This window comes from Streptomyces sp. NPDC006743 (genome assembly GCF_040703815.1).
Lineage (GTDB): Bacteria > Actinomycetota > Actinomycetes > Streptomycetales > Streptomycetaceae > Streptomyces.
The window spans coordinates 21,973-40,113 of the sequence record NZ_JBEYJA010000061.1; the positions used below are offsets into that span (position 1 = coordinate 21,973).

Sequence of the window (18,141 nt, forward strand, 5' to 3'; positions counted from 1 at the left end):
CTGCAGCTCACCCCGGGTGCGCGCCGCAGAACCGCAACCGCGCGGCTGCCGGACTCGTCCCTTTCGGCGAGACGCCGGCGGGCACGCGGCGCAAAGAAGTGGACACCCGGGCCGGGGCCGGCCGCATGATGGAAAGGCCGCGGCCGGGCGACACGCACGGCACACGCACGTACAGCACACGCCAAGGGAGACACCGTGAGGGTCGGAATCGTCGGAGCCACCGGTCAGGTCGGCACGGTCATGCGCAGGATCCTCACGGAGCGCGACTTCCCGCTCACCCAGCTGCGCCTGTTCGCCTCGGCCCGCTCCGCGGGGACGGTCCTGGACGGCGTGACGGTGGAGGACGCGTCGACCGCCGACTACACCGGCCTGGACATCGTGCTGTTCTCGGCGGGCGGCGCCACCTCCAAGGCGCTGGCCGAGAAGGTCGCCGCCCAGGGCGCCGTGGTGATCGACAACTCCTCGGCCTGGCGCCGCGACCCGGACGTGCCGCTGGTGGTCTCCGAGGTGAACCCGCACGCCGTCGCGGACCGCCCCAAGGGCATCATCGCCAACCCGAACTGCACGACGATGGCCGCGATGCCCGTGCTGAAGCCGCTGCACGCCGAGGCGGGGCTTCAGGGCCTGGTCGTCGCCACCTACCAGGCGGTGTCCGGCTCGGGCCTCGCGGGCGTGGCCGAGCTGCACGGCCAGACCCAGAAGGTCGTCGCGGACGCCGACAAGCTGACCCACGACGGCGCGGCCGTGGACTTCCCCGAGCCGGCCGTCTACAAGCGCCCGATCGCCTTCAACGTGCTGCCCTTCGCCGGCAACCTCGTCGACGACGGCCTGAACGAGACCGACGAGGAGCAGAAGCTCCGCCACGAGTCCCGCAAGATCCTGGAGATCCCGGAGCTGAAGGTCTCCGGCACCTGCGTGCGCGTACCGGTCTTCTCCGGCCACTCCCTCCAGGTCAACGCCCGTTTCGCCCGTCCGATCAGCGTGGAGCGCGCCACCGAGCTGCTGTCCGGCGCCCCCGGCGTCGCCCTCTCCGACATCCCCACCCCGCTCCAGGCCGCCGGCCAGGACCCGTCCTACGTCGGCCGCATCCGCCGCGACGAGACGGCGGACAACGGCCTGGCGCTGTTCGTCTCCAACGACAACCTGCGCAAGGGCGCGGCCCTGAACGCGGTGCAGATCGCGGAGCTGGTGGCGGCCGAGCTGAAGGGCTGACCGGCCGCCGCCGTCCGCCCCGGCGTCAGGGCCTGCGCACCTCGTAGAGGAAGCAGCCGTACTCGACGGCCCGGACGTGGACCAGCGCCACGTCCGAGTCGTCGAACGCTTGCGCGATGGCGGCGCCGAGGTGCGCGGCGCCCGGCTCCACCAGCCGCCCGCCCAGGATGCGTCCCTGGGCCGAGTAGCGGCGCACCACCCGGTGCGCGTTCGTGAAGGGAAGGCCCGCGCCCTTCGGCCCCGCGCCCTTCGGCCCCGCCCCCTGCGGTCCCGCGCACTCCCGCCCGTGGACGAAGACGGGCCCCTGCTCGTCGTACGCCCCCGGCTCGGCGCCCGTCTCGGCCGCCCAGCGCCGCAGCGGCGCGTAGCTGACCAGCGCGATCACCTCGCCCGGCTCGCTCTTGCGCAGGCAGCAGCGCAGCGGCGCGCCGCCCTCCTCGTCGGTGAACGGCGCCGCCGGGCGTCCGGCGTCGTCCCGCTCGCGCAGTTCCGCCAGCACGGCCGGGCCGATGGCGCGGGCGCGGCCGGCCGGCCGCTCTTCCACTTCTCGCGTCGCTTCCGCTGTCGTCATGCCTCCAGGCTCGCCTGTTCGAACGCCGTCCACCGGCGGAAATCGGTCGTCGCGTCCGGCGCGGGTCGCATGGAAGGATGACGCAATCCACACATCACGAGGAGATGACCGCGTGCCTGGCACAAACCTGACTCGCGAAGAGGCGCAGCAGCGGGCGAAGCTGCTCACCGTTGACTCGTACGAGATCGATCTCGACCTCTCCGGCGCGCAGGAGGGCGGTACCTACCGGTCCGTGACCACGGTGCGCTTCGACGTCGCCGAGGACCGCGCCGAGTCCTTCATCGACCTGATCGCCCCGGCCGTCCACGAGGTGACCCTCAACGGCGACGCGCTGGAGCCGGCGGAGGTCTTCAAGGACTCCCGCATCGCCCTGCCCGGCCTGCTCCAGGGCCGCAACGTCCTGCGGGTCGTCGCCGACTGCGCCTACACCAACACCGGTGAGGGCCTGCACCGCTTCGTCGACCCGGTCGACGACCAGGCGTACCTGTACACGCAGTTCGAGGTGCCGGACGCGCGCCGGGTCTTCGCCTCCTTCGAGCAGCCCGACCTGAAGGCCACCTTCCAGTTCACCGTGAAGGCGCCCGAGGGCTGGACCGTCGTGTCCAACTCGCCCTCGCCCGAGCCCCGGGACAACGTCTGGGTGTTCGAGCCGACGCCGCGCATCTCGACGTACATCACCGCGCTGATCGTCGGCCCGTACCACTCCGTGCACAGCACGTACGAGAAGGACGGGCAGTCCGTGCCGCTGGGCATCTACTGCCGGCCCTCGCTCGCCGAGTTCCTCGACGCGGACGCGATCTTCGAGGTCACCCGGCAGGGCTTCGACTGGTTCCAGGAGAAGTTCGACTACGCCTACCCGTTCGCCAAGTACGACCAGCTCTTCGTGCCCGAGTTCAACGCGGGCGCGATGGAGAACGCGGGCGCGGTCACCATCCGCGACCAGTACGTCTTCCGGTCCAAGGTGACCGACGCGGCGTACGAGGTGCGGGCGGAGACGATCCTGCACGAGCTGGCCCACATGTGGTTCGGCGACCTGGTCACCATGGAGTGGTGGAACGACCTGTGGCTGAACGAGTCGTTCGCCACCTACACCTCCATCGCCTGCCAGGCGCACGCCCCCGGCTCGCGCTGGCCGCACTCGTGGACGACCTTCGCCAACTCCATGAAGACGTGGGCCTACCGGCAGGACCAGCTGCCCTCCACCCACCCGATCATGGCGGACATCAACGACCTGGACGACGTCCTCGTCAACTTCGACGGCATCACCTACGCCAAGGGCGCCAGCGTCCTCAAGCAGCTGGTGGCGTACGTCGGCATGGACGAGTTCTTCCGCGGCGTGCAGGCGTACTTCAAGCGGCACGCGTACGGCAACACGCGCCTGTCCGACCTGCTGGGCGCGCTGGAGGAGACCTCCGGCCGCGACCTGAAGACCTGGTCGAGGAAGTGGCTGGAGACGGCCGGCATCAACATCCTGCGGCCCGAGATCGAGACGGACGCCGACGGTGCCATCACCTCCTTCGCCGTCCGGCAGGAGGCCCCGGCGCTCCCGGCCGGCGCCAAGGGCGAGCCGGTGCTGCGCCCGCACCGCATCGCGATCGGCCTGTACGACCTCGACGAGGCGAGCGGCAAGCTGGTGCGCGCCGAGGACGGCCGGATCGAGCTGGACGTGGACGGCGAACTGACCGCCGTACCGCAGCTGGCCGGCCGGCGCCGTCCTGCGGTCGTCCTGCTCAACGACGACGACCTGTCCTACGCCAAGGTCCGCCTGGACGAGCAGTCGCTGGCCTTCGTCACCGAGCACCTCGGCGACTTCGCGTCCTCGCTGCCGCGCGCCCTGTGCTGGGCCTCCGCCTGGGACATGACCCGCGACGGCGAGCTGGCCACCCGCGACTACCTGTCCCTGGTGCTGTCCGGGATCGGCAAGGAGTCCGACATCGGCGTGGTGCAGTCGCTGCACCGCCAGGTGAAGCTGGCCATCGACCTGTACGCCGACCCGGCCGCCCGCGACGCCCTGCTCACCCGCTGGACCGACGCCACGCTGGCCCACCTGCGCGCCGCCGAGGCGGGCAGCGACCACCAGCTCGCGTGGGCGCGTGCCTTCGCGGCGACCGCCCGCACCCCCGAGCAGCTCGACCTGCTCAACGCCCTGCTGGAGGGCACGCAGACCATCGAGGGCCTGGCCGTCGACACGGAGCTGCGCTGGGCGTTCGTGCAGCGGCTCGCGGCGGTGGGCCGGTTCGACGAGGCGGAGATCGCCGGCGAGTACGAGCGGGACAGGACCGCCGCCGGTGAGCGGCACGCGGCCACCGCCCGCGCCGCCCGGCCGACCGAGGAGGCCAAGGCGGAGGCCTGGGCGTCGGTCGTCGACTCCGACAAGCTCCCGAACGCCGTCCAGGAGGCGGTCATCGCGGGCTTCGTCCAGACCGACCAGCGCGAGCTGCTGGCGCCGTACACCGAGCGGTACTTCGAGGTGCTCAAGGACATCTGGGCCTCCCGCTCCCACGAGATGGCCCAGCAGATCGCGGTCGGCCTGTACCCGGCGGTGCAGGTCGAGGAGGACACGCTGCGCCGCACCGACGAGTGGCTGGCCTCCGCCGCCCCGAACGCGGCCCTGCGCCGGCTGGTCTCCGAGTCGCGCGCGGGTGTCGAGCGCTCGCTGAAGGCCCAGGCGGCGGACGCGGCGGCGAAGTAGCGGCGGCACGACAGGCGCGGTACCGCGCCGTGGGCGCGGCCCGGCATGCGGGGGGGGCGCCCGGTCTCGGCCGGGCGCCCCCTCCTTGCTGGTTCGGCTCGCGGTCCGGGCCGGGGGTCCCTTGTGGGTGCGAGGCCCGGGCTGGGCCGGGAGGCCCTGCGCGGCGGCCGGTCCCTGCGTCGGCCTTCCCGCACGGCGGCCGGTCCCGGTGGGGTGCCCTCCCCTTGCTGGTTCGGCTCGCGGTCCGCGTCGGGGCTCCCTTGCCGGTACGCGGCCGGGCTGGGCCGGGTCCCCTGCCGGTGCGGACGGGGCCCCGTCGTCTGAGGGTCAGGCCGGTTGTTCCTGGCCCGTGAGTCCGGCGGCCGCCGTCCGCAGGGCCGCCAGGACCGTCCTGCGCGCGGGCGCGTCCCGCGCCCCCTTCCGCAGGGCTGCGCCCACGTGCCGGTACGGGCGGTCCGCGCCCAGGGCGCGCATCACGACCCCGTCCCGGCGCACGGCCGCCATGCGGGGCACCAGGGCCACGCCCATGCCCGCCTCCACCATCGCCAGGATCGCGGTCCACCCGGCCGCCGAGTGCCCCTGGTAGGGGCTGAACCCGGCGGCCTCGCAGGCCGTCCGCGTGATGTCCGACCAGGGGCCGCTGCCGCCGAAGATCCACGCCTCGGCCGCGAGATCGGCCAGGCGCACCCGGGGTGCCGCGGCCAGCGCGTGGTCCGGCGGGAGGGCGAGGTCGAGCGGGTCGGCGAGCAGCGGCACCCGCGTGAAGCCCGGGTCCACCGGGGTCGGGGCGTGCGCGGCCAGCGACAGCGCGAGGTCCACCTCGCCGGCGGCCAGCAGGTCGTACGCCTCACCCGCCTCCGTCTCCCGCACCCGCACGGTCACCCCCGGGTGCGTCGCCCGCAGCGTCCGCACGGCCGGCACGACGAGGGCGGGCACCGCGGTCGAGAAGGCCCCGACCCGCACCTCGCCGGTCTCTCCGTGCGCGTACGCGGACAGTTCGGCCTCCGCGCGCTCCAGCTGCTCGAACACCGCCTCCGCGTGCCGGAGGACGAGCCGGGCCGCGTCCGTGAGCCGCACCCGCCGCCCCTGCGCCTCCAGCAGGGGCACCCCGAGCTGGGCCGCCAGGTTGGTCAGCTGCTGGGAGACGGCGGACGGGGTCATGTGCAGCGCCTCGGCCGTCGCGGTCACGGTCCCCCGCTCCCCCAGCGTCCGCAGGATGCGCAGCTTCCGGATCTCCCACTCGGCCATGGCGGCAACCTATACGCCGGCGCCGGGGCGGGCGGCGCCCGCGCGGGCCTCAGCGGCGCGAGGCGGTCCCGAGGACGACGCCGCCCAGGATCAGCGCCATGCACAGCGCCTGCAACGGGCCGACCGCCTCACCGAGCAGCGCCCAGGACAGCACGGCCACGCAGACGGGCTGGAGGTAGTAGACGAGCCCGGCGCGGGTGGGTCCGACGAGGGAGATCGCCTTGTTCCAGGAGAAGAAGGCGACGGCGGAGGACAGCACGCCGACGTAGAGAAGGGGCAGGACCGTGCCGGGCCGGACGTCGAAACCGCCCTGGACGGCGACGCTGGCCACCTGCACGGGCAGCAGCATGACGGTGCCGAACAGAAACGTGGTGAACAGGAAGGCCGCACCGGCCAGTTCGGCGGGGCGGCGGCGCAGCAGGGCGCTGTAGGAACCGAACGAGCAGGCCGCCGCGATCATCCACAGGTCCCCGGCGGAGAACGACGCCGCGCCTCCTCCGCCGATGAGCAGCACCACACCCGCGCAGGCGGTCAGCAGTCCGGTGACCCGGCGCGCGCCGAGCCGTACGCCGCCCGCCCGTTCGAGGACCGCCATCAGCACCGGGGAGGCCGCCATGATCATGCCCATGTTGGCGGCGGGGGTGGTCAGTCCGGCCTGGTTGACCAGCGTGTTGTAGACGGTGACTCCGAGCAGGGAGGCCAGCAGCACGAATCGCAGGTGGCGGCGGACCAGCGCGCGCTGCCGCCAGGCGGCGCGGGCACCGAAGGGGGCCACGGCGACGAGCGCCACGACCCAGCGCCAGAAGGCGTGCTGCACGGGCGGCACGCTGTCGTGCAGCGCCCGGGAGGTGACGAAGCTGCCCGCCCAGACCACGGTGGCGAGGGCGGCGAGCGCGACACCGAGAACGGCCGGCCGGGGGGCGCGGCCACCGGCGGGCGAGGCGGAAGCACCGGGAGCGTCGGTGCGGGGAGTGGGGGCGGGGGTGCCGGAAGCGGGAGGGCCGGGGGCGGGGGCGCCGGAAGGGGCGGTGTCAGCAGTGGCGGCGGGGGTGCCGGAGGCGGGGGTGGGTGTGGTCCCGTGCAGGACTTCGGCCACGTGGGTCCTTTCGCTGAGCGGGGGCAGGACGACGAGCCCACCGTGACAGCGACCGACCTATCAGGTCCATCGAATCTTTTCGAGCATTCCTTTCAGCCCACCTGAAAGGTAGAGGAGGGAGACGGTCGTGGGGCGGCACCCCCTTTTTGATGCTCCCGCAGGTCAGCCCACGTGGGTGGCGAGCGCCGCCTCGATCGCGGCCGGATCGGCCGTGTCCGCCGCCCACGCCACGTAGCCGTCGGGGCGGACCAGCAGAGCCGTACGGCGTCCGCTCGCCCAGCGTGCGACGGCCAGCCGCCCGGCGCGGCCCTCCCCCGCCTCGTGGGCGTCCGGTGTGACGAGGGCGAAGCGGCCGCCGCGCAGCGCCTCGTAGAGCCGGCCGCCCCCGGCGAGCGCCACGTCCGGAGCCCGGACACCGACGAGGCGGTGGGAGCCGCGCGGCGCGCGGTACCGGTAGGCGATCCCGGTGACCTGACCGGCGGCCAGCCGGCGGGCCTGCGGGAAGACGTCGAGAACGGCGACGAGCGCGGCGCGCAGCGCCCGGGTCCAGGGACGCCTGGCCATGGCGAGCCGCACGATGCCGCCGCTGCTGCGCAGCACGGCCCTGCCGACCGGGTGGCGTTCGGCCTGGTAGGTGTCCAGGAGCGCATCGGGTGCGCGGCCGGTGACGACCTGGGCGAGCTTCCAGCTGAGATTGGCCGCGTCCTGCAGGCCGGTGTTCATGCCCTGGCCGCCGGCGGGGCTGTGCACGTGGGCGGCGTCCCCGGCGAGGAGGACCCGGCCGACGCGGTAGGCGGGCGCCTGGCGCTCGTCGCTGTGGAAGCGGGAGGTCCAGCGGGCGTCGTGCATGCCGAAGTCGCGGCCGAGGGCGAGCCGGGTGATCTCCTTGACCTCGTCGAGCCCGACGGGAGTGTCGTCGGGCACGTCACGGTCGCGGCGCCAGCAGATGACGCGGTGGTAGCCGTCGCCGAACGGCGCGAGGAAGGCGAAGGCGTTCCCGACCGCGTTGACGGTCAGCAGCGTCTCGGGCGGCTCGGCCAGCCGTACGTCCGCCAGGACGACGGATCGGATCACCGACCGCCCCGGGAACGGCAGCCCGACCGCCGCCCGCACCGCGCTGCGCATCCCGTCCGCGCCGACCACGTACGCAGCCCGCAACGTCCCGGTCCGCCCGCCGGCGTCCCGCACCTCCACGCTGACGCCGTCCGCGTCCTGGGACAGCCCGGTCACCTCGGTCTCGTAGCGGAAGTCCACCCCGCTCTCGGCCGCGCGCCGCTCCAGCACCTTCTCCACCTCGTACTGCGGCAGGACGAGGACGTGACGGTAGCGGGAGGGCAGGGCGGTGAGGTCGATGGCGAGGCGGCCGAAGAGCTGCAGCCGGTCCAGGGGGCGGCCGACGGCCTCCAGGCGATCGGCGAGACAGCGGGCGTCGAGCATTTCGAGGGTCCGGGCGTGCAGGACGAACGCGCGGGAGAGGTTGCTGATCCGGTGCGGGCGCTTCTCGACGAGGGTGACGGGCACTCCGGCGGCGGCGAGGTCCCCGGCCAGCAGCAGCCCGGTGGGACCGGCGCCGACGACGATCACGGGAGCGTTCGCTGGCGAGGCGGGAGGGGCGGGGGCGGCCTGTGAGGCCGGTGAGGTACCAGAGGTTGTGGAGGTTACAGGGGCCTGAGAGGCGAGAGGGGCCTGAGAGTCGTGAGAGACGGGAGGGTTCATCGGGGCCTCCTCGAAGGATCCGTGTGGGCCAACAGTTGTTGACCGACGTCCACTGTCAAGGTAACTCGGGGAAGCGAGCGCGTCAACGACTGTTGGCCTACGTGCGTGGGCATACGGTTGTTGGCCTGCGCGAGGAAGCCCAGCACTTGTTGGCAAACAGCGGGCGGTCGCATTGGTTGGCCCGCGCTCGTTCGCCCGCGGCCGTTGGCCGGCGCTTGCGCGCCAACACTTGTGGGCACACACCCGTAGGCCTGCACATGTGGGCCAACCGTTGCGGCACACACGCAGCCGTTGGCCTGCACGAAGGGGCCAACGCTTGTTGGCGCACGGCCGTAGGCCTACTCAGGTGGGCCAGCGCTCACAGGCGCACGACCGTTGGCCTGCGCAGGGCACGACCGTTGCCCTGCGCGCAAGGGCCAACGCTCATTGACACACAACCGTTGACCTACGCGGATGGGCCAGCACCCGTTGACGCACGACCATTGGCCTGCGCTTGTTGGCAATACGTCTGTTGGCCTACGTTTGTTGGCATGCCTAGCCAAGCCTCACCCCGCCCCGCCCCTTCGCCCACTCCCGCCCCCGGCGCCACACCCACCCCCGGCAGCGCCCCCGCACCCGCACCCGCCCGCCGGTCCGATGCCACCCGGGCCGCCATCCTCACCGCCGCGCGGACGCGGTTCGCGACGGACGGGTACGAGCGGGCCACCATCCGGGCGATCGCCAAGGACGCGCGGATCGACCCGTCCATGGTCATGCGCTACTACGGCAACAAGGAGAGCCTGTTCGCGGCGGCCGTCTCCGTCGACCTGCGGCTGCCGGACCCGTCGGCGCTGCACCGTGACGAGGCCGGCCAGGCGCTCGTCTCCCACTTCCTGGCGCTGTGGGAGGAGAACGGCGAACTGACGGCGATCCTGCGGGTCGGGGTCACGAACACCGCCGGGGCCGAGCGGTTGCAGCGTGTGTTCCGGGAGCAGTTGCTGCCGGTCGCCCGCGCGCTGTGCCCGGATCCCGAGCAGGTGCCCGCGCGGGCGGCCCTGTGCGCGTCGCAACTGCTCGGACTGGCCCTCACCCGCTACGTCCTGCGCATCCCGGCGGCGGTCGCACTGGCGCGCGAGGAGGTTCTGGCGTGGCTGGCGCCCACCGTGCAGCGGTACCTGACGGCTCCCAGCCCCTGACGGCTCCCGGCCCCGGACGGCTTCACTCCCGCCGGCCTCCCCGCCCCTGCCGGCCCGGCGGCAGAACGCACGGAGGGCGCCCGTTCCGCCCCGGTACGGCGTTGCGTACGCGGGGCGGGACGGGCGCCCTCGGTGGGGGACCGACAGGTCCGGGCGGACCGTGTCCGGAGGTGGGCGTCAGGCCTTGACGTTCACGTTCCGGCTGGTGGTCTGCTGCTTGCGGGACTTGTCCAGCACCATGACCAGACCCGCGATGATCACGAACAGGGCGAGCGGGATACCGACGAAGAGCCCCAGCGTCTCGGCGACGCCCAGACCCTTGCCGGGGTCGTCACCGTCGTCGCGGGTCACCGCGAGCGCGGGGGACGACATGAGCAGCATCATCAGCGTCGTACCGGCCGCCAGGGTGCCGGCGCGCAGGGCGTTCTTCTTGTCCACGATGCAAAAGTAGCGAACGCCGGAACGGGGCGCGCGTCCGGGGTGCCGTATGGACGCGGCCACTGTCCGCGCGCCCCCGCGCTCACCCCTCCGCCCCCGCCGTACCGCGCGCTCCCCCGTCCACTCCCCCGTCCGCTCCCGTGCCTGCCGCCGTGCCCGTGGTCCCGGCGCGCAGCACGTCCGTCAGCGCGTGCAGGCGGGGTGCGGCGGCGAGGTCCTCCAGCGTCACGGGCCGGCCCTCGGCGTCGGCGACGGGCAGCCGCCAGTTCGGGTACTCGTACCAGGTGCCGGGGAGGTTCTGCGGGCGCCGGTCCCCGACGGCGTCGGGCAGCCAGAGGCCCACCATCCGGGCCGGGGTGCGCAGCAGGAAGCGGTGCACGGCCCGGATCCCGGCCTCGATACGGGCCTCCGCCGCGGCCTCCTTCCCCGCACCGCCCCGGTCACCGACCCTGTCCGCGGCGTGGTGACCCGCCTGGCCGCCGGCCTGGTGACCGTCCTGCCCCGCCTCGTCGTGTCCGGCCTCCTGGAGCAGGCCGAGTTCGCCCAGCAGCGCCAGCCACTCCTCCGCGTCGGCCGCCGCCTCCGCGCGTTCCTCCTCCAGGGAGCAGGTGAGCAGGCCGAGCCGGTGGCGCAGTGCGACATGCTCGCCGGTGAGGCGGGCGGCGGTGGGCGGCAGGTCGTGCGTGGTGGCCGTCGCCAGGCAGTCGGCCCGCCAGCGCTCGGGCCGCAGGGGGCGGCCGTCGCCGTCCCAGTCCCGTTCGAACCACAGCACGGAGGTGCCGAGCACGCCCCGCCGGTCCAGGGTCTCGCGCACGCCGGGCTCGACGGTGCCGAGGTCCTCCCCGATCACCACGGCCCCGGCCCGGGAGGCCTCCAGCACCAGGGTCGCGAGCATCGCCTCGGCGTCGTAGCGGACGTACGTCCCCTCCGTGGGCGGGCGGCCCTGCGGGACCCACCACAGCCGGAACAGGCCCATGACGTGGTCGATGCGCAGGGCGCCGGCGGAGCGGAACAGGGCGCGCAGCAGGCGGCGGAACGGGGCGTAGCCGGAGCCGGCGAGGCGGTCGGGGCGCCACGGCGGCAGGCCCCAGTCCTGGCCGCGCGCGTTGAAGGCGTCGGGGGGCGCGCCGATGGACATGCCCGCGGCGAAGTGGTCCTGCTGCGCCCAGGCGTCGGCCCCGCCGGGGTGCACGCCCACGGCGAGGTCGTGCACGATCCCGATCGGCATGCCCGCCTCGCGGGCGGTGCGCTGGGCGGCGGTGAGCTGCTCGTCGGTGAGCCAGGCGAGGCGGGTGTGGAAGTCGACGCGGTCGGACAGTTCGGCGCGGGCGCGGGCGGTGTCGGCCGAGCGGGGGTCCCTGAGTCCCTCGGGCCACCGGCTCCAGTCGGGGCCGTGCACCTCGGCGAGCGCGCACCAGGTGGCGTGGTCCTGCAGTGCCCGGCCCTCGCGGGCGCGGAAGGCGTCGTAGGCGGCGGCGCGGCCGGGGCCCAGCGGTACCCGGTGCAGTACTTCCAGGGCCTGGCGTTTGAGGTCCCACACCGCGTCCCGGTCGATCAGGGCGCCCTTGCCGAGGACGTCGGCGCGCAGTCGTCCGGCCTGTTCCCGCAGGGCGCACAGGCGTTCGCGGTCCGCCTGGCCGGTGGCGTAGGGGAACTCGGGGACGTCCTCCACGCGCAGGTGCACGGGGTCGGGGAAGCGGCGGGAGGAGGGGCGGTAGGGCGAGGGGTCGGTGGGGGTGCCGGGGACGGCCGCGTGCAGCGGGTTGACCTGCACGAAACCGGCTCCGAGCGCACGTCCGGCCCAGCCGCTCAGCTCGGCGAGGTCGCCCAGGTCGCCCATGCCCCAGGAGCGCCGGGAGAGCAGGGAGTAGAGCTGGACGAGCAGTCCGTAGGAGCGTTCGGGCGGGGTGGGGAGCCGGGGCGGGGCGACGATCAGGTAGGCCTCGCCGGTGCGGCCGTCGGGGGCGGTGGCGGTGAGGCGGTGGACGCCCGGGGGGAGGCCGTCGGCGGTGCGGCGGGTCTCGCCCTGCTCGGTGACGACGGCGAGGCGGGTGCCGGCCGGCAGGGCGGCGAGGGCCTGCGCGGGGCCGTCGTCGCTCCAGGAGACGACGGTGGGGGGCAGCAGGCGTTCCCGCAGTTCGCGCGTGCGGGCGGTGAGTGCGGCGCGGGTCGCCGCGGGGCTGCTCGCGTCGACGTCCAGGGCGGCCAGCGCCGCGACGACGGCGGCGGTCGAGGCGGCCACCGTGCGCCCCGGTGAGGGGCTGTAGGAGGTGGCGACGCCGTGCAGCGCTGCGAGCCGGGTGAGGTCGTCGTCCCCGGAGGGCTCGGCCGGCCGTGGCGCTGTCATCTACCGCTCCGCGCCGCAGGGGTCGGTGTCGGCGGTGGACTCGCTGGTCAGCGGCGCGGCCTCGGCGAAGGGCGGCTCACTGGTCAGCGGTTCGGCGTCGGGCAGCGGCGGCTCGCTGGTGAGGGGGGCCTCGGCGTAGGCGGCCTCCGAGGTGAAGACGTCGGTGAAGGCGTCCGTCTCCGGCTCGTCGAGGTGGAGGTCGTCCGGGGTGGACGCGTCGGGGCGGTGGTCGGCGGGCGGCCGGTGCTCGGAGGCCGGTCCCGCCCCGGGTTTGGGCAGGGCGGCCTCCGGGCCGGACAGGGCGGTGTCGGACAGGGCCGGGAGCAGAAGGTGGGCGGGTGCGGTCACGGGGTCTCCTTGTTCGAAGTGCGGCATCGAGCGGATTACCGCAGCCCTACCCAGTGCGCGCGAGGGCAGGCGCACCAATGCGAACTACGTGCTCCTGGTCACATTCCCCGCCACCCTCACCCGGGCAAACCCGGCATAGCGTCACCATTCCCTGCCCCTCACGGAGACTCGGCCCGTTGATCGGTGCGGCAGCTATTCACTCAGTACATATACGCAGTACATACTGAGCGCATGAGCACCCGTCACATCCTGCTGGGTCTGCTCGCCGGCGGGCCGAGCCACGGCTACGACCTGAAACGGCGTCACGACGATCACTTCCCGCAGGCCCGCCCGCTGGCGTACGGGCAGGTCTACACGACCCTGCAGCGGCTGGTCCGGGACGGCCTGGCCGAGGTCGTCGGTACCGACGCCGACGGCGGTCCGGAACGCACGCTGTACCGGCTCACCGGGGACGGGGCGCGGGAAGTGACCGACTGGGCCGGGCAGATCACCTCGCCGGCCCCGTTCGTCACGAACGAGATCTTCGCCAAGGTGGTCGTCGCGATCCTCACCGGCGGCGACCCGGCCGCCCACCTGCTGGCGCAGCGGGCCGCCCACCTGGCGCGGATGCGGGAACTCACCGCGCTCAAGACCGCCCCGGACACCGGTCTGGCGACCGTGCTGGCGGCGGACTACGCCCTCAACCACCTCGACGCCGACCTGCGCTGGATGACCACCACGCAGGCCCGGCTCACCACCTTGACCGCTCTGACCGCGGAGGTCGACCGAGCATGAGCAACCATCCGGCGCCCCTTGTAGTGGCACGGGATCTCGTGAAGGTGTACGGCAGGACACCGGCCCTGCGCGGGGCGAGCCTGGAGCTGGGCGCGGGCGAGATCCTCGCCGTCACCGGCCCGAGCGGGAGCGGGAAGTCCACGCTGCTGCACTGCCTGGCGGGCATCGACCGGCCGGACACGGGCTCGGTGACCTACCGCGGGGAACGCGTCGACACCCTGCCCGAGCGTCGGCTGAGCGAGCTGCGCCGCAGCGACTTCGGCGTGGTGTTCCAGTTCGGCCAGTTGGTCCCGGAACTGACGGCCCTGGACAACGTGGCACTGCCGCTGATGCTGGCCGGGAGCACGAGGGGGGCGGCCCAGGAGTCGGCGGCCTGCTGGCTGGACCGGTTCGGCGCGGCGGACCAGGGCGCGCTGCGTCCCGGCGAGATGAGTGGCGGCCAGGCGCAGCGGGTGGCGCTGGCACGGGCGCTGGTGACCGGGCCGGCCGTGGTCTTCGCGGACGAGCCGACCGGGGCGCTGGACTCCCTGGCGGCGGAGCAGGTGATGACGGCCCTGATGCGCACCGCCCGCGAATCCGGCACCGCCGTACTGGTGATCACGCACGACGCCCAGGTGGCGGCCTACGCCGACCGCGAGGTACGGCTGCGGGACGGCGCGCCGGCCGGGCTGGAGGTGAACGCATGAGGACCGACCTGCGGCTGGCCTGGCTGCTCGTGCGGGGTTCCGGCCGTCGGGAGTCGTGGCGGATCGCGCTCACGGCGGCGGGGGCGATGTGCGCGACGGGACTGGCGCTGGCGGCCGTCGCGCTGGCCGCACTGGGCGAAGGGCAGTACGCCACTCGTCTCGTGCACGGTCTGCTCGACAGACCGGGCGAGCGGCACGGCCTGCTCCTTGCCCTGCTGCTCCTGGAGATCCCGGTCCTCGGCTTCCTCGGCCAGTGCGCCCGGATCGGCGCCGTCCAGCGCGACCGGAGGCTCGCCTCGCTGCGGCTGGCCGGCGCGGAGGCGCGCCGGGTCCGGCGGATCGCCGCTCTGGAGACCGGACCGGCCTGCCTGCTGGGCTCGGCGCTCGCCGTCGCGGTCGCCGAGCCGCTCCTGCTGGCGTACTGGCACCGCCCGACTGTCCTCGCCTGGGCCGGAGCGGCGCTGGTGGCGCTGGGTGTGCCGGTGCTGGGCACGATGGCGGCCGTCCTCACGCTGCGCCGGGTGCCGGCCGCCCCGCTCGGCCGGACAGGCCGGGCGGGGCGGCCGCGGTCGGGGCGCGGGCCGGGGCTGCTGTTCCTCGGCGCGTCCGTGGCGGTGACGGTGACGGCGGTGATCAACGCCTCGGTGACCGGCTCGCCGGCGTGGCTCGGGTCCGCGGCCCTGATGGTGCCGGGTGGGGTGGTGATCGTGGGCGCGGGCTCGATCTGGCTGGCCGGCACTCTGTCGGGGCTGACCGGGCGGCTGTTCGCGGCCCGCACCGGGTCACCGGCCGTGCTCATCGCGGCGGAGCGGCTGCGCGCGGACCCGTGGGCGCCGGCCCGTACCCATGCGGCGGTCCTGCTGGTGACGGTCGTGGGGACCGGGTACGCGGGCGTACGGCACGTGCTGCTGACCGTTCTGCACGACCTGCGGCGCACGGGACAGCTCGGCTCCGACCTGTCCTTCTACGCTGCGGGACTGGACCTGACGGCCGCCGCCGTCCTGCTCGCCGTGCTGATCGCGGTCGCCGCGCTGGCCACCGGCACGGCCGAGGCCCTGGCGACCCGCCGCCGGGGCCTGGCCGCACAGGTGGCCGCGGGTGTCCCGCGCGCGGTGCTCGCCCGGGCCGTGCTGCTGGAGACGGCGCTGCCGCTGGCCCCGGCCCTCCTGGTGGCGGGCGCGGGAGGCATGGCGATCGGCCTCGGCTACGGCTGGATCGCCGGCGGCCGCGCCGGACTGCCCGTGCCGTACACCGCCCTGCTGGTCCCGGCCGGCGTCTACGCCGCCTGCCTCCTGGCCACGGCGGCCTCCCTGCCGCTGCTGCGGCGCGCGGTGCGGCCCGGGGAACTGCGGTACGCGTAGCGGCGGCGTGCGGTCAGGAACGGCCTGCGCCGACGCGAAAGCCCGGGTCGTCAGGCGGAGATGCCGTCGATCCGGGCCAGGGCGTCGTCCGCGCCGTAGGGCTGCAAGTAGGGCAGCCAGCGCGGGTCGCGGTGCCCGGTGCCGATGATGCGCCAGGCCAGGCCGGTGGGCGGGGCCGGCTTGTGCCGCAGGCGCCAGCCCAGTTCGACGAGGTGACGGTCGGCCTTGACGTGGTTGCAGCGGCGGCAGGAGGCCACCACGTTGTCCCAGGCGTGCTGGCCGCCGCGGGAGCGCGGGATGACGTGGTCGACGCTGGTGGCGACGCCGCCGCAGTACATGCACCGGCCGCCGTCGCGCGCGAACAGCGCCCTGCGGGTCAGTGGAACGGGCCCCCGGTAGGGAACCCGCACGAAGCGCTTGAGCCGGACCACGCTGGGTGCGGGGACGGTGACGGTCGCGCTGTGCAGATGGGCGCCGGACTCCTCGAGGCAGACTGCCTTGTTCTCCAGCACGAGGACGAGCGCGCGGCGGAGCGGTACGACGCCGAGGGGCTCGTACGACGCGTTGAGGACCAGGACATGCGGCACAGGGGCCTCCTTGTACGCCGGCGGCGCGTGGCTCGCGCCGGGACGATCTGCAGTCAGTCTCCCCTCATGCCTGGTGAACGCGCCACCATGTCCCGGTAACGGGCTGGGAGTGTTTTCGACCACACCTCATACATCCCCCGGATCGCGGCCCGCCCACACGGCCTGATCAGAGCGGGGTGCCCGCCTTGCCCACGGGATCCGCCTCGAAACTTCACGGGAACCCGCACACCGTGCCCCGTTAGTGTGGTTGCCCTGCCCGTCCGGTGACCTCTTCGTGACCCAGACGATATCGACCGCCGCGTTCGGATCGCGGCGCCGGCGGGCGGACGCACCTGGAGGTACCTGCCGTGTCCTTGTCCGCCGTCCTGCCGGCCGTCGCCGGTTCGTCACCGTCGCCGTCCCCCTCGGAGTCACCCTCGGTGACGGTGCCCACGCTCCAGGACGCCCAGGAGAGCGCGAACCAGGCCGCGAGCTGGGTCGAGCAGAACTGGTCCACGTGGCTGGCGATCGGCATGCGGGTCGTGCTGATCCTGGTGGTGGCGAGCGTGCTGCGCGTGGTGGTCCGGCGGGCCATCACCAAGCTGATCGAGCGGATGAACCGCACCGCGCAGCAGGCCAGCGGCACCGCCCTGGGCGGTCTGCTGGTGAACGCCGAGCGGCGCAGGCAGCGCTCGGCCGCGATCGGTTCGGTACTGCGTTCGGTGGCGAGCTTCCTGATCATGGGCACCGCCGCGCTGATGGTGCTGTCCGCGTTCCAGATCAACCTGGCCCCGTTGCTGGCGTCCGCCGGTGTGGCGGGTGTCGCGGTCGGTTTCGGCGCGCGGAACCTGGTCACCGACTTCCTCTCCGGTGTCTTCATGATCCTGGAGGACCAGTACGGCGTCGGGGACACGATCGACGCGGGCGTCGCCTCCGGCGAGGTGATCGAGGTCGGTCTGCGCGTGACCAAGCTGCGCGGCGACAACGGTGAGATCTGGTACGTCCGCAACGGCGAGGTCAAGCGCATCGGCAACCTGTCCCAGGGCTGGGCGACGGCGGGCGTGGACGTGACCGTCAAGGCGAGCGAGGACCTGGACCGGCTCAAGGCGACGCTGAGCGAGGTCGGGGAGAAGATGGGCAAGGAGGAGCCCTGGAACGAGCTGCTGTGGAGCCCGATCGAGGTGCTCGGCCTGGACAGCGTGCTGATCGACTCCATGGTGGTGCGGGTCTCGGCCAAGACGATGCCGGGCAAGTCGACGGCCGTCGAGCGGGAGCTGCGCTGGCGCATCAAGCGCGCCTTCGACGCGGCCGACATCCGTATCGTGGGCGGTGCCACGGCCCCGGTGGACGAGGAGTCGGCCCCCGACCCGATGGCGGCGGTCGCCGCCCCGTCGGTGCACTCCGAACCGGCGTCCTCGGAGACCAGGGCGCCCGCACCGGTCCCGCCGCAGCAGACGGCGGCCGGCAAGTAGAGGCACGGCAGCGGGGGCAAGGTCAGGGGGCGGAGTCCAGCGGGCGCGGGTCCGGCGGGGCCGGGGCGGGCGCGGGACCGGGGCGGGCGCGGGTCCGGTCCGGAGGCGCGCCCGGGCCGAGGGGCCGGGTCCGCCAGGGTCAGGGGCACGGGGCCGGTCCGGAGGCAGGCCCAGGCCCAGGTGCCGGGTCCGGCGGGGCCGGGGGGGGCAGGGCGGGACGAGCGGGGCCGGACGGGCGCGCAGAAGTCCAGGAGGTGGCCCGACTCCTCCGCGGCCCCGGGGCGGGCCTCCCCCGGGAGCCGCCGAAGCCACCCCCCGAGAACCACCCCGCAAGCCCCCGCACATACTGATTTCGGCTCGTCGGGGTGAACCTTCATGAAGTCTGTGAGGGACCCGGAGTGATGCCTGTATCCCATGGTGTGTGAGATATGCGGATGGG

At 74.0% G+C, this 18,141-nt stretch carries 15 protein-coding genes; 7 read left to right on the forward strand and 8 right to left on the reverse strand.

Features of this window, described 5'->3' with window-relative positions; translation table 11 throughout:
• Positions 1-195 precede the first annotated feature (195 nt).
• Positions 196-1,212 carry an aspartate-semialdehyde dehydrogenase gene (locus tag ABZ719_RS32660; RefSeq protein ID WP_366728778.1) on the forward strand — a complete coding sequence of 339 codons (1,017 nt, stop codon included), beginning with the start codon at positions 196-198 and terminating at the stop codon, positions 1,210-1,212.
• 25 nt (positions 1,213-1,237) lie between these two features.
• Here ABZ719_RS32660 and ABZ719_RS32665 read toward each other — a convergent pair whose 3' ends face one another.
• Positions 1,238-1,783: a DUF1203 domain-containing protein gene (locus ABZ719_RS32665; protein WP_366728779.1), complete on the reverse strand. Its 546-nt coding sequence runs from the start codon at positions 1,781-1,783 to the stop codon at positions 1,238-1,240.
• A 112-nt stretch (positions 1,784-1,895) separates the two neighbouring features.
• Between ABZ719_RS32665 and pepN the strand changes: the two genes are divergently transcribed.
• The gene (gene pepN / locus ABZ719_RS32670; protein WP_366728780.1) at positions 1,896-4,475 is read left to right on the forward strand and encodes an aminopeptidase N; all 2,580 of its coding nucleotides are present in this window, start codon (positions 1,896-1,898) and stop codon (positions 4,473-4,475) included.
• A 327-nt stretch (positions 4,476-4,802) separates the two neighbouring features.
• Here pepN and ABZ719_RS32675 read toward each other — a convergent pair whose 3' ends face one another.
• The 3 genes from ABZ719_RS32675 to ABZ719_RS32685 all read right to left on the reverse strand — a co-directional run bounded on the left by ABZ719_RS32675 (position 4,803) and on the right by ABZ719_RS32685 (position 8,535).
• Entirely contained in the window at positions 4,803-5,723 is a 921-nt protein-coding gene (locus tag ABZ719_RS32675; RefSeq protein WP_366728781.1) for a LysR substrate-binding domain-containing protein, read from the reverse strand.
• Positions 5,724-5,772: 49 nt separating this feature from the next.
• Positions 5,773-6,819, reverse strand: a complete 1,047-nt coding sequence (locus ABZ719_RS32680) for a DMT family transporter (protein ID WP_366728782.1) — start codon at positions 6,817-6,819, stop codon at positions 5,773-5,775.
• 162 nt (positions 6,820-6,981) lie between these two features.
• Positions 6,982-8,535 (reverse strand): FAD-dependent monooxygenase, encoded by a 1,554-nt coding sequence (locus ABZ719_RS32685; RefSeq protein ID WP_366728783.1) that lies wholly within the window; start codon positions 8,533-8,535, stop codon positions 6,982-6,984.
• A 530-nt stretch (positions 8,536-9,065) separates the two neighbouring features.
• Here ABZ719_RS32685 and ABZ719_RS32690 point away from each other — a divergent pair.
• Positions 9,066-9,710, forward strand: coding sequence for a TetR family transcriptional regulator (locus ABZ719_RS32690; protein ID WP_366728784.1), 645 nt, complete (start codon positions 9,066-9,068; stop codon positions 9,708-9,710).
• Positions 9,711-9,887: 177 nt separating this feature from the next.
• Here ABZ719_RS32690 and ABZ719_RS32695 read toward each other — a convergent pair whose 3' ends face one another.
• From ABZ719_RS32695 to ABZ719_RS32705, 3 genes are all read right to left on the reverse strand, one after another.
• Positions 9,888-10,148: a hypothetical protein gene (locus ABZ719_RS32695; protein ID WP_366728785.1), complete on the reverse strand. Its 261-nt coding sequence runs from the start codon at positions 10,146-10,148 to the stop codon at positions 9,888-9,890.
• Between the two features lie 82 nt (positions 10,149-10,230).
• Complete coding sequence (gene malQ, locus ABZ719_RS32700) at positions 10,231-12,495, reverse strand: 4-alpha-glucanotransferase (protein WP_366728786.1); 2,265 nt, start codon at positions 12,493-12,495, stop codon at positions 10,231-10,233.
• Positions 12,496-12,774 (reverse strand): hypothetical protein, encoded by a 279-nt coding sequence (locus ABZ719_RS32705; protein WP_366728791.1) that lies wholly within the window; start codon positions 12,772-12,774, stop codon positions 12,496-12,498. It abuts the gene before it with no gap.
• A gap of 300 nt (positions 12,775-13,074) precedes the next feature.
• On the opposite strand from ABZ719_RS32705, the gene ABZ719_RS32710 reads away from it, so the two are divergent.
• From ABZ719_RS32710 to ABZ719_RS32720, 3 genes are read left to right on the forward strand one after another with little or no spacing between them, the layout of a single operon-like run.
• Entirely contained in the window at positions 13,075-13,617 is a 543-nt protein-coding gene (locus ABZ719_RS32710) for a PadR family transcriptional regulator (RefSeq protein ID WP_366728787.1), read from the forward strand.
• Positions 13,614-14,303, forward strand: coding sequence for an ABC transporter ATP-binding protein (locus ABZ719_RS32715; RefSeq protein ID WP_366728788.1), 690 nt, complete (start codon positions 13,614-13,616; stop codon positions 14,301-14,303). The genes ABZ719_RS32710 and ABZ719_RS32715 overlap by 4 nt, the downstream gene beginning before the upstream one ends.
• On the forward strand, positions 14,300-15,664 hold the full coding sequence (locus tag ABZ719_RS32720) for an ABC transporter permease (RefSeq protein WP_366728789.1): 1,365 nt from the start codon (positions 14,300-14,302) through the stop codon (positions 15,662-15,664). Before ABZ719_RS32715 ends, ABZ719_RS32720 begins: the two co-directional genes overlap by 4 nt.
• Before the next feature lie 50 nt (positions 15,665-15,714).
• Here the strand turns inward: ABZ719_RS32720 and ABZ719_RS32725 are convergent, their stop codons facing one another.
• Complete coding sequence (locus ABZ719_RS32725) at positions 15,715-16,251, reverse strand: HNH endonuclease (RefSeq protein WP_037859785.1); 537 nt, start codon at positions 16,249-16,251, stop codon at positions 15,715-15,717.
• 347 nt (positions 16,252-16,598) lie between these two features.
• On the opposite strand from ABZ719_RS32725, the gene ABZ719_RS32730 reads away from it, so the two are divergent.
• Entirely contained in the window at positions 16,599-17,702 is a 1,104-nt protein-coding gene (locus ABZ719_RS32730; RefSeq protein ID WP_366728790.1) for a mechanosensitive ion channel family protein, read from the forward strand.
• Positions 17,703-18,141: the final 439 nt, after the last annotated feature.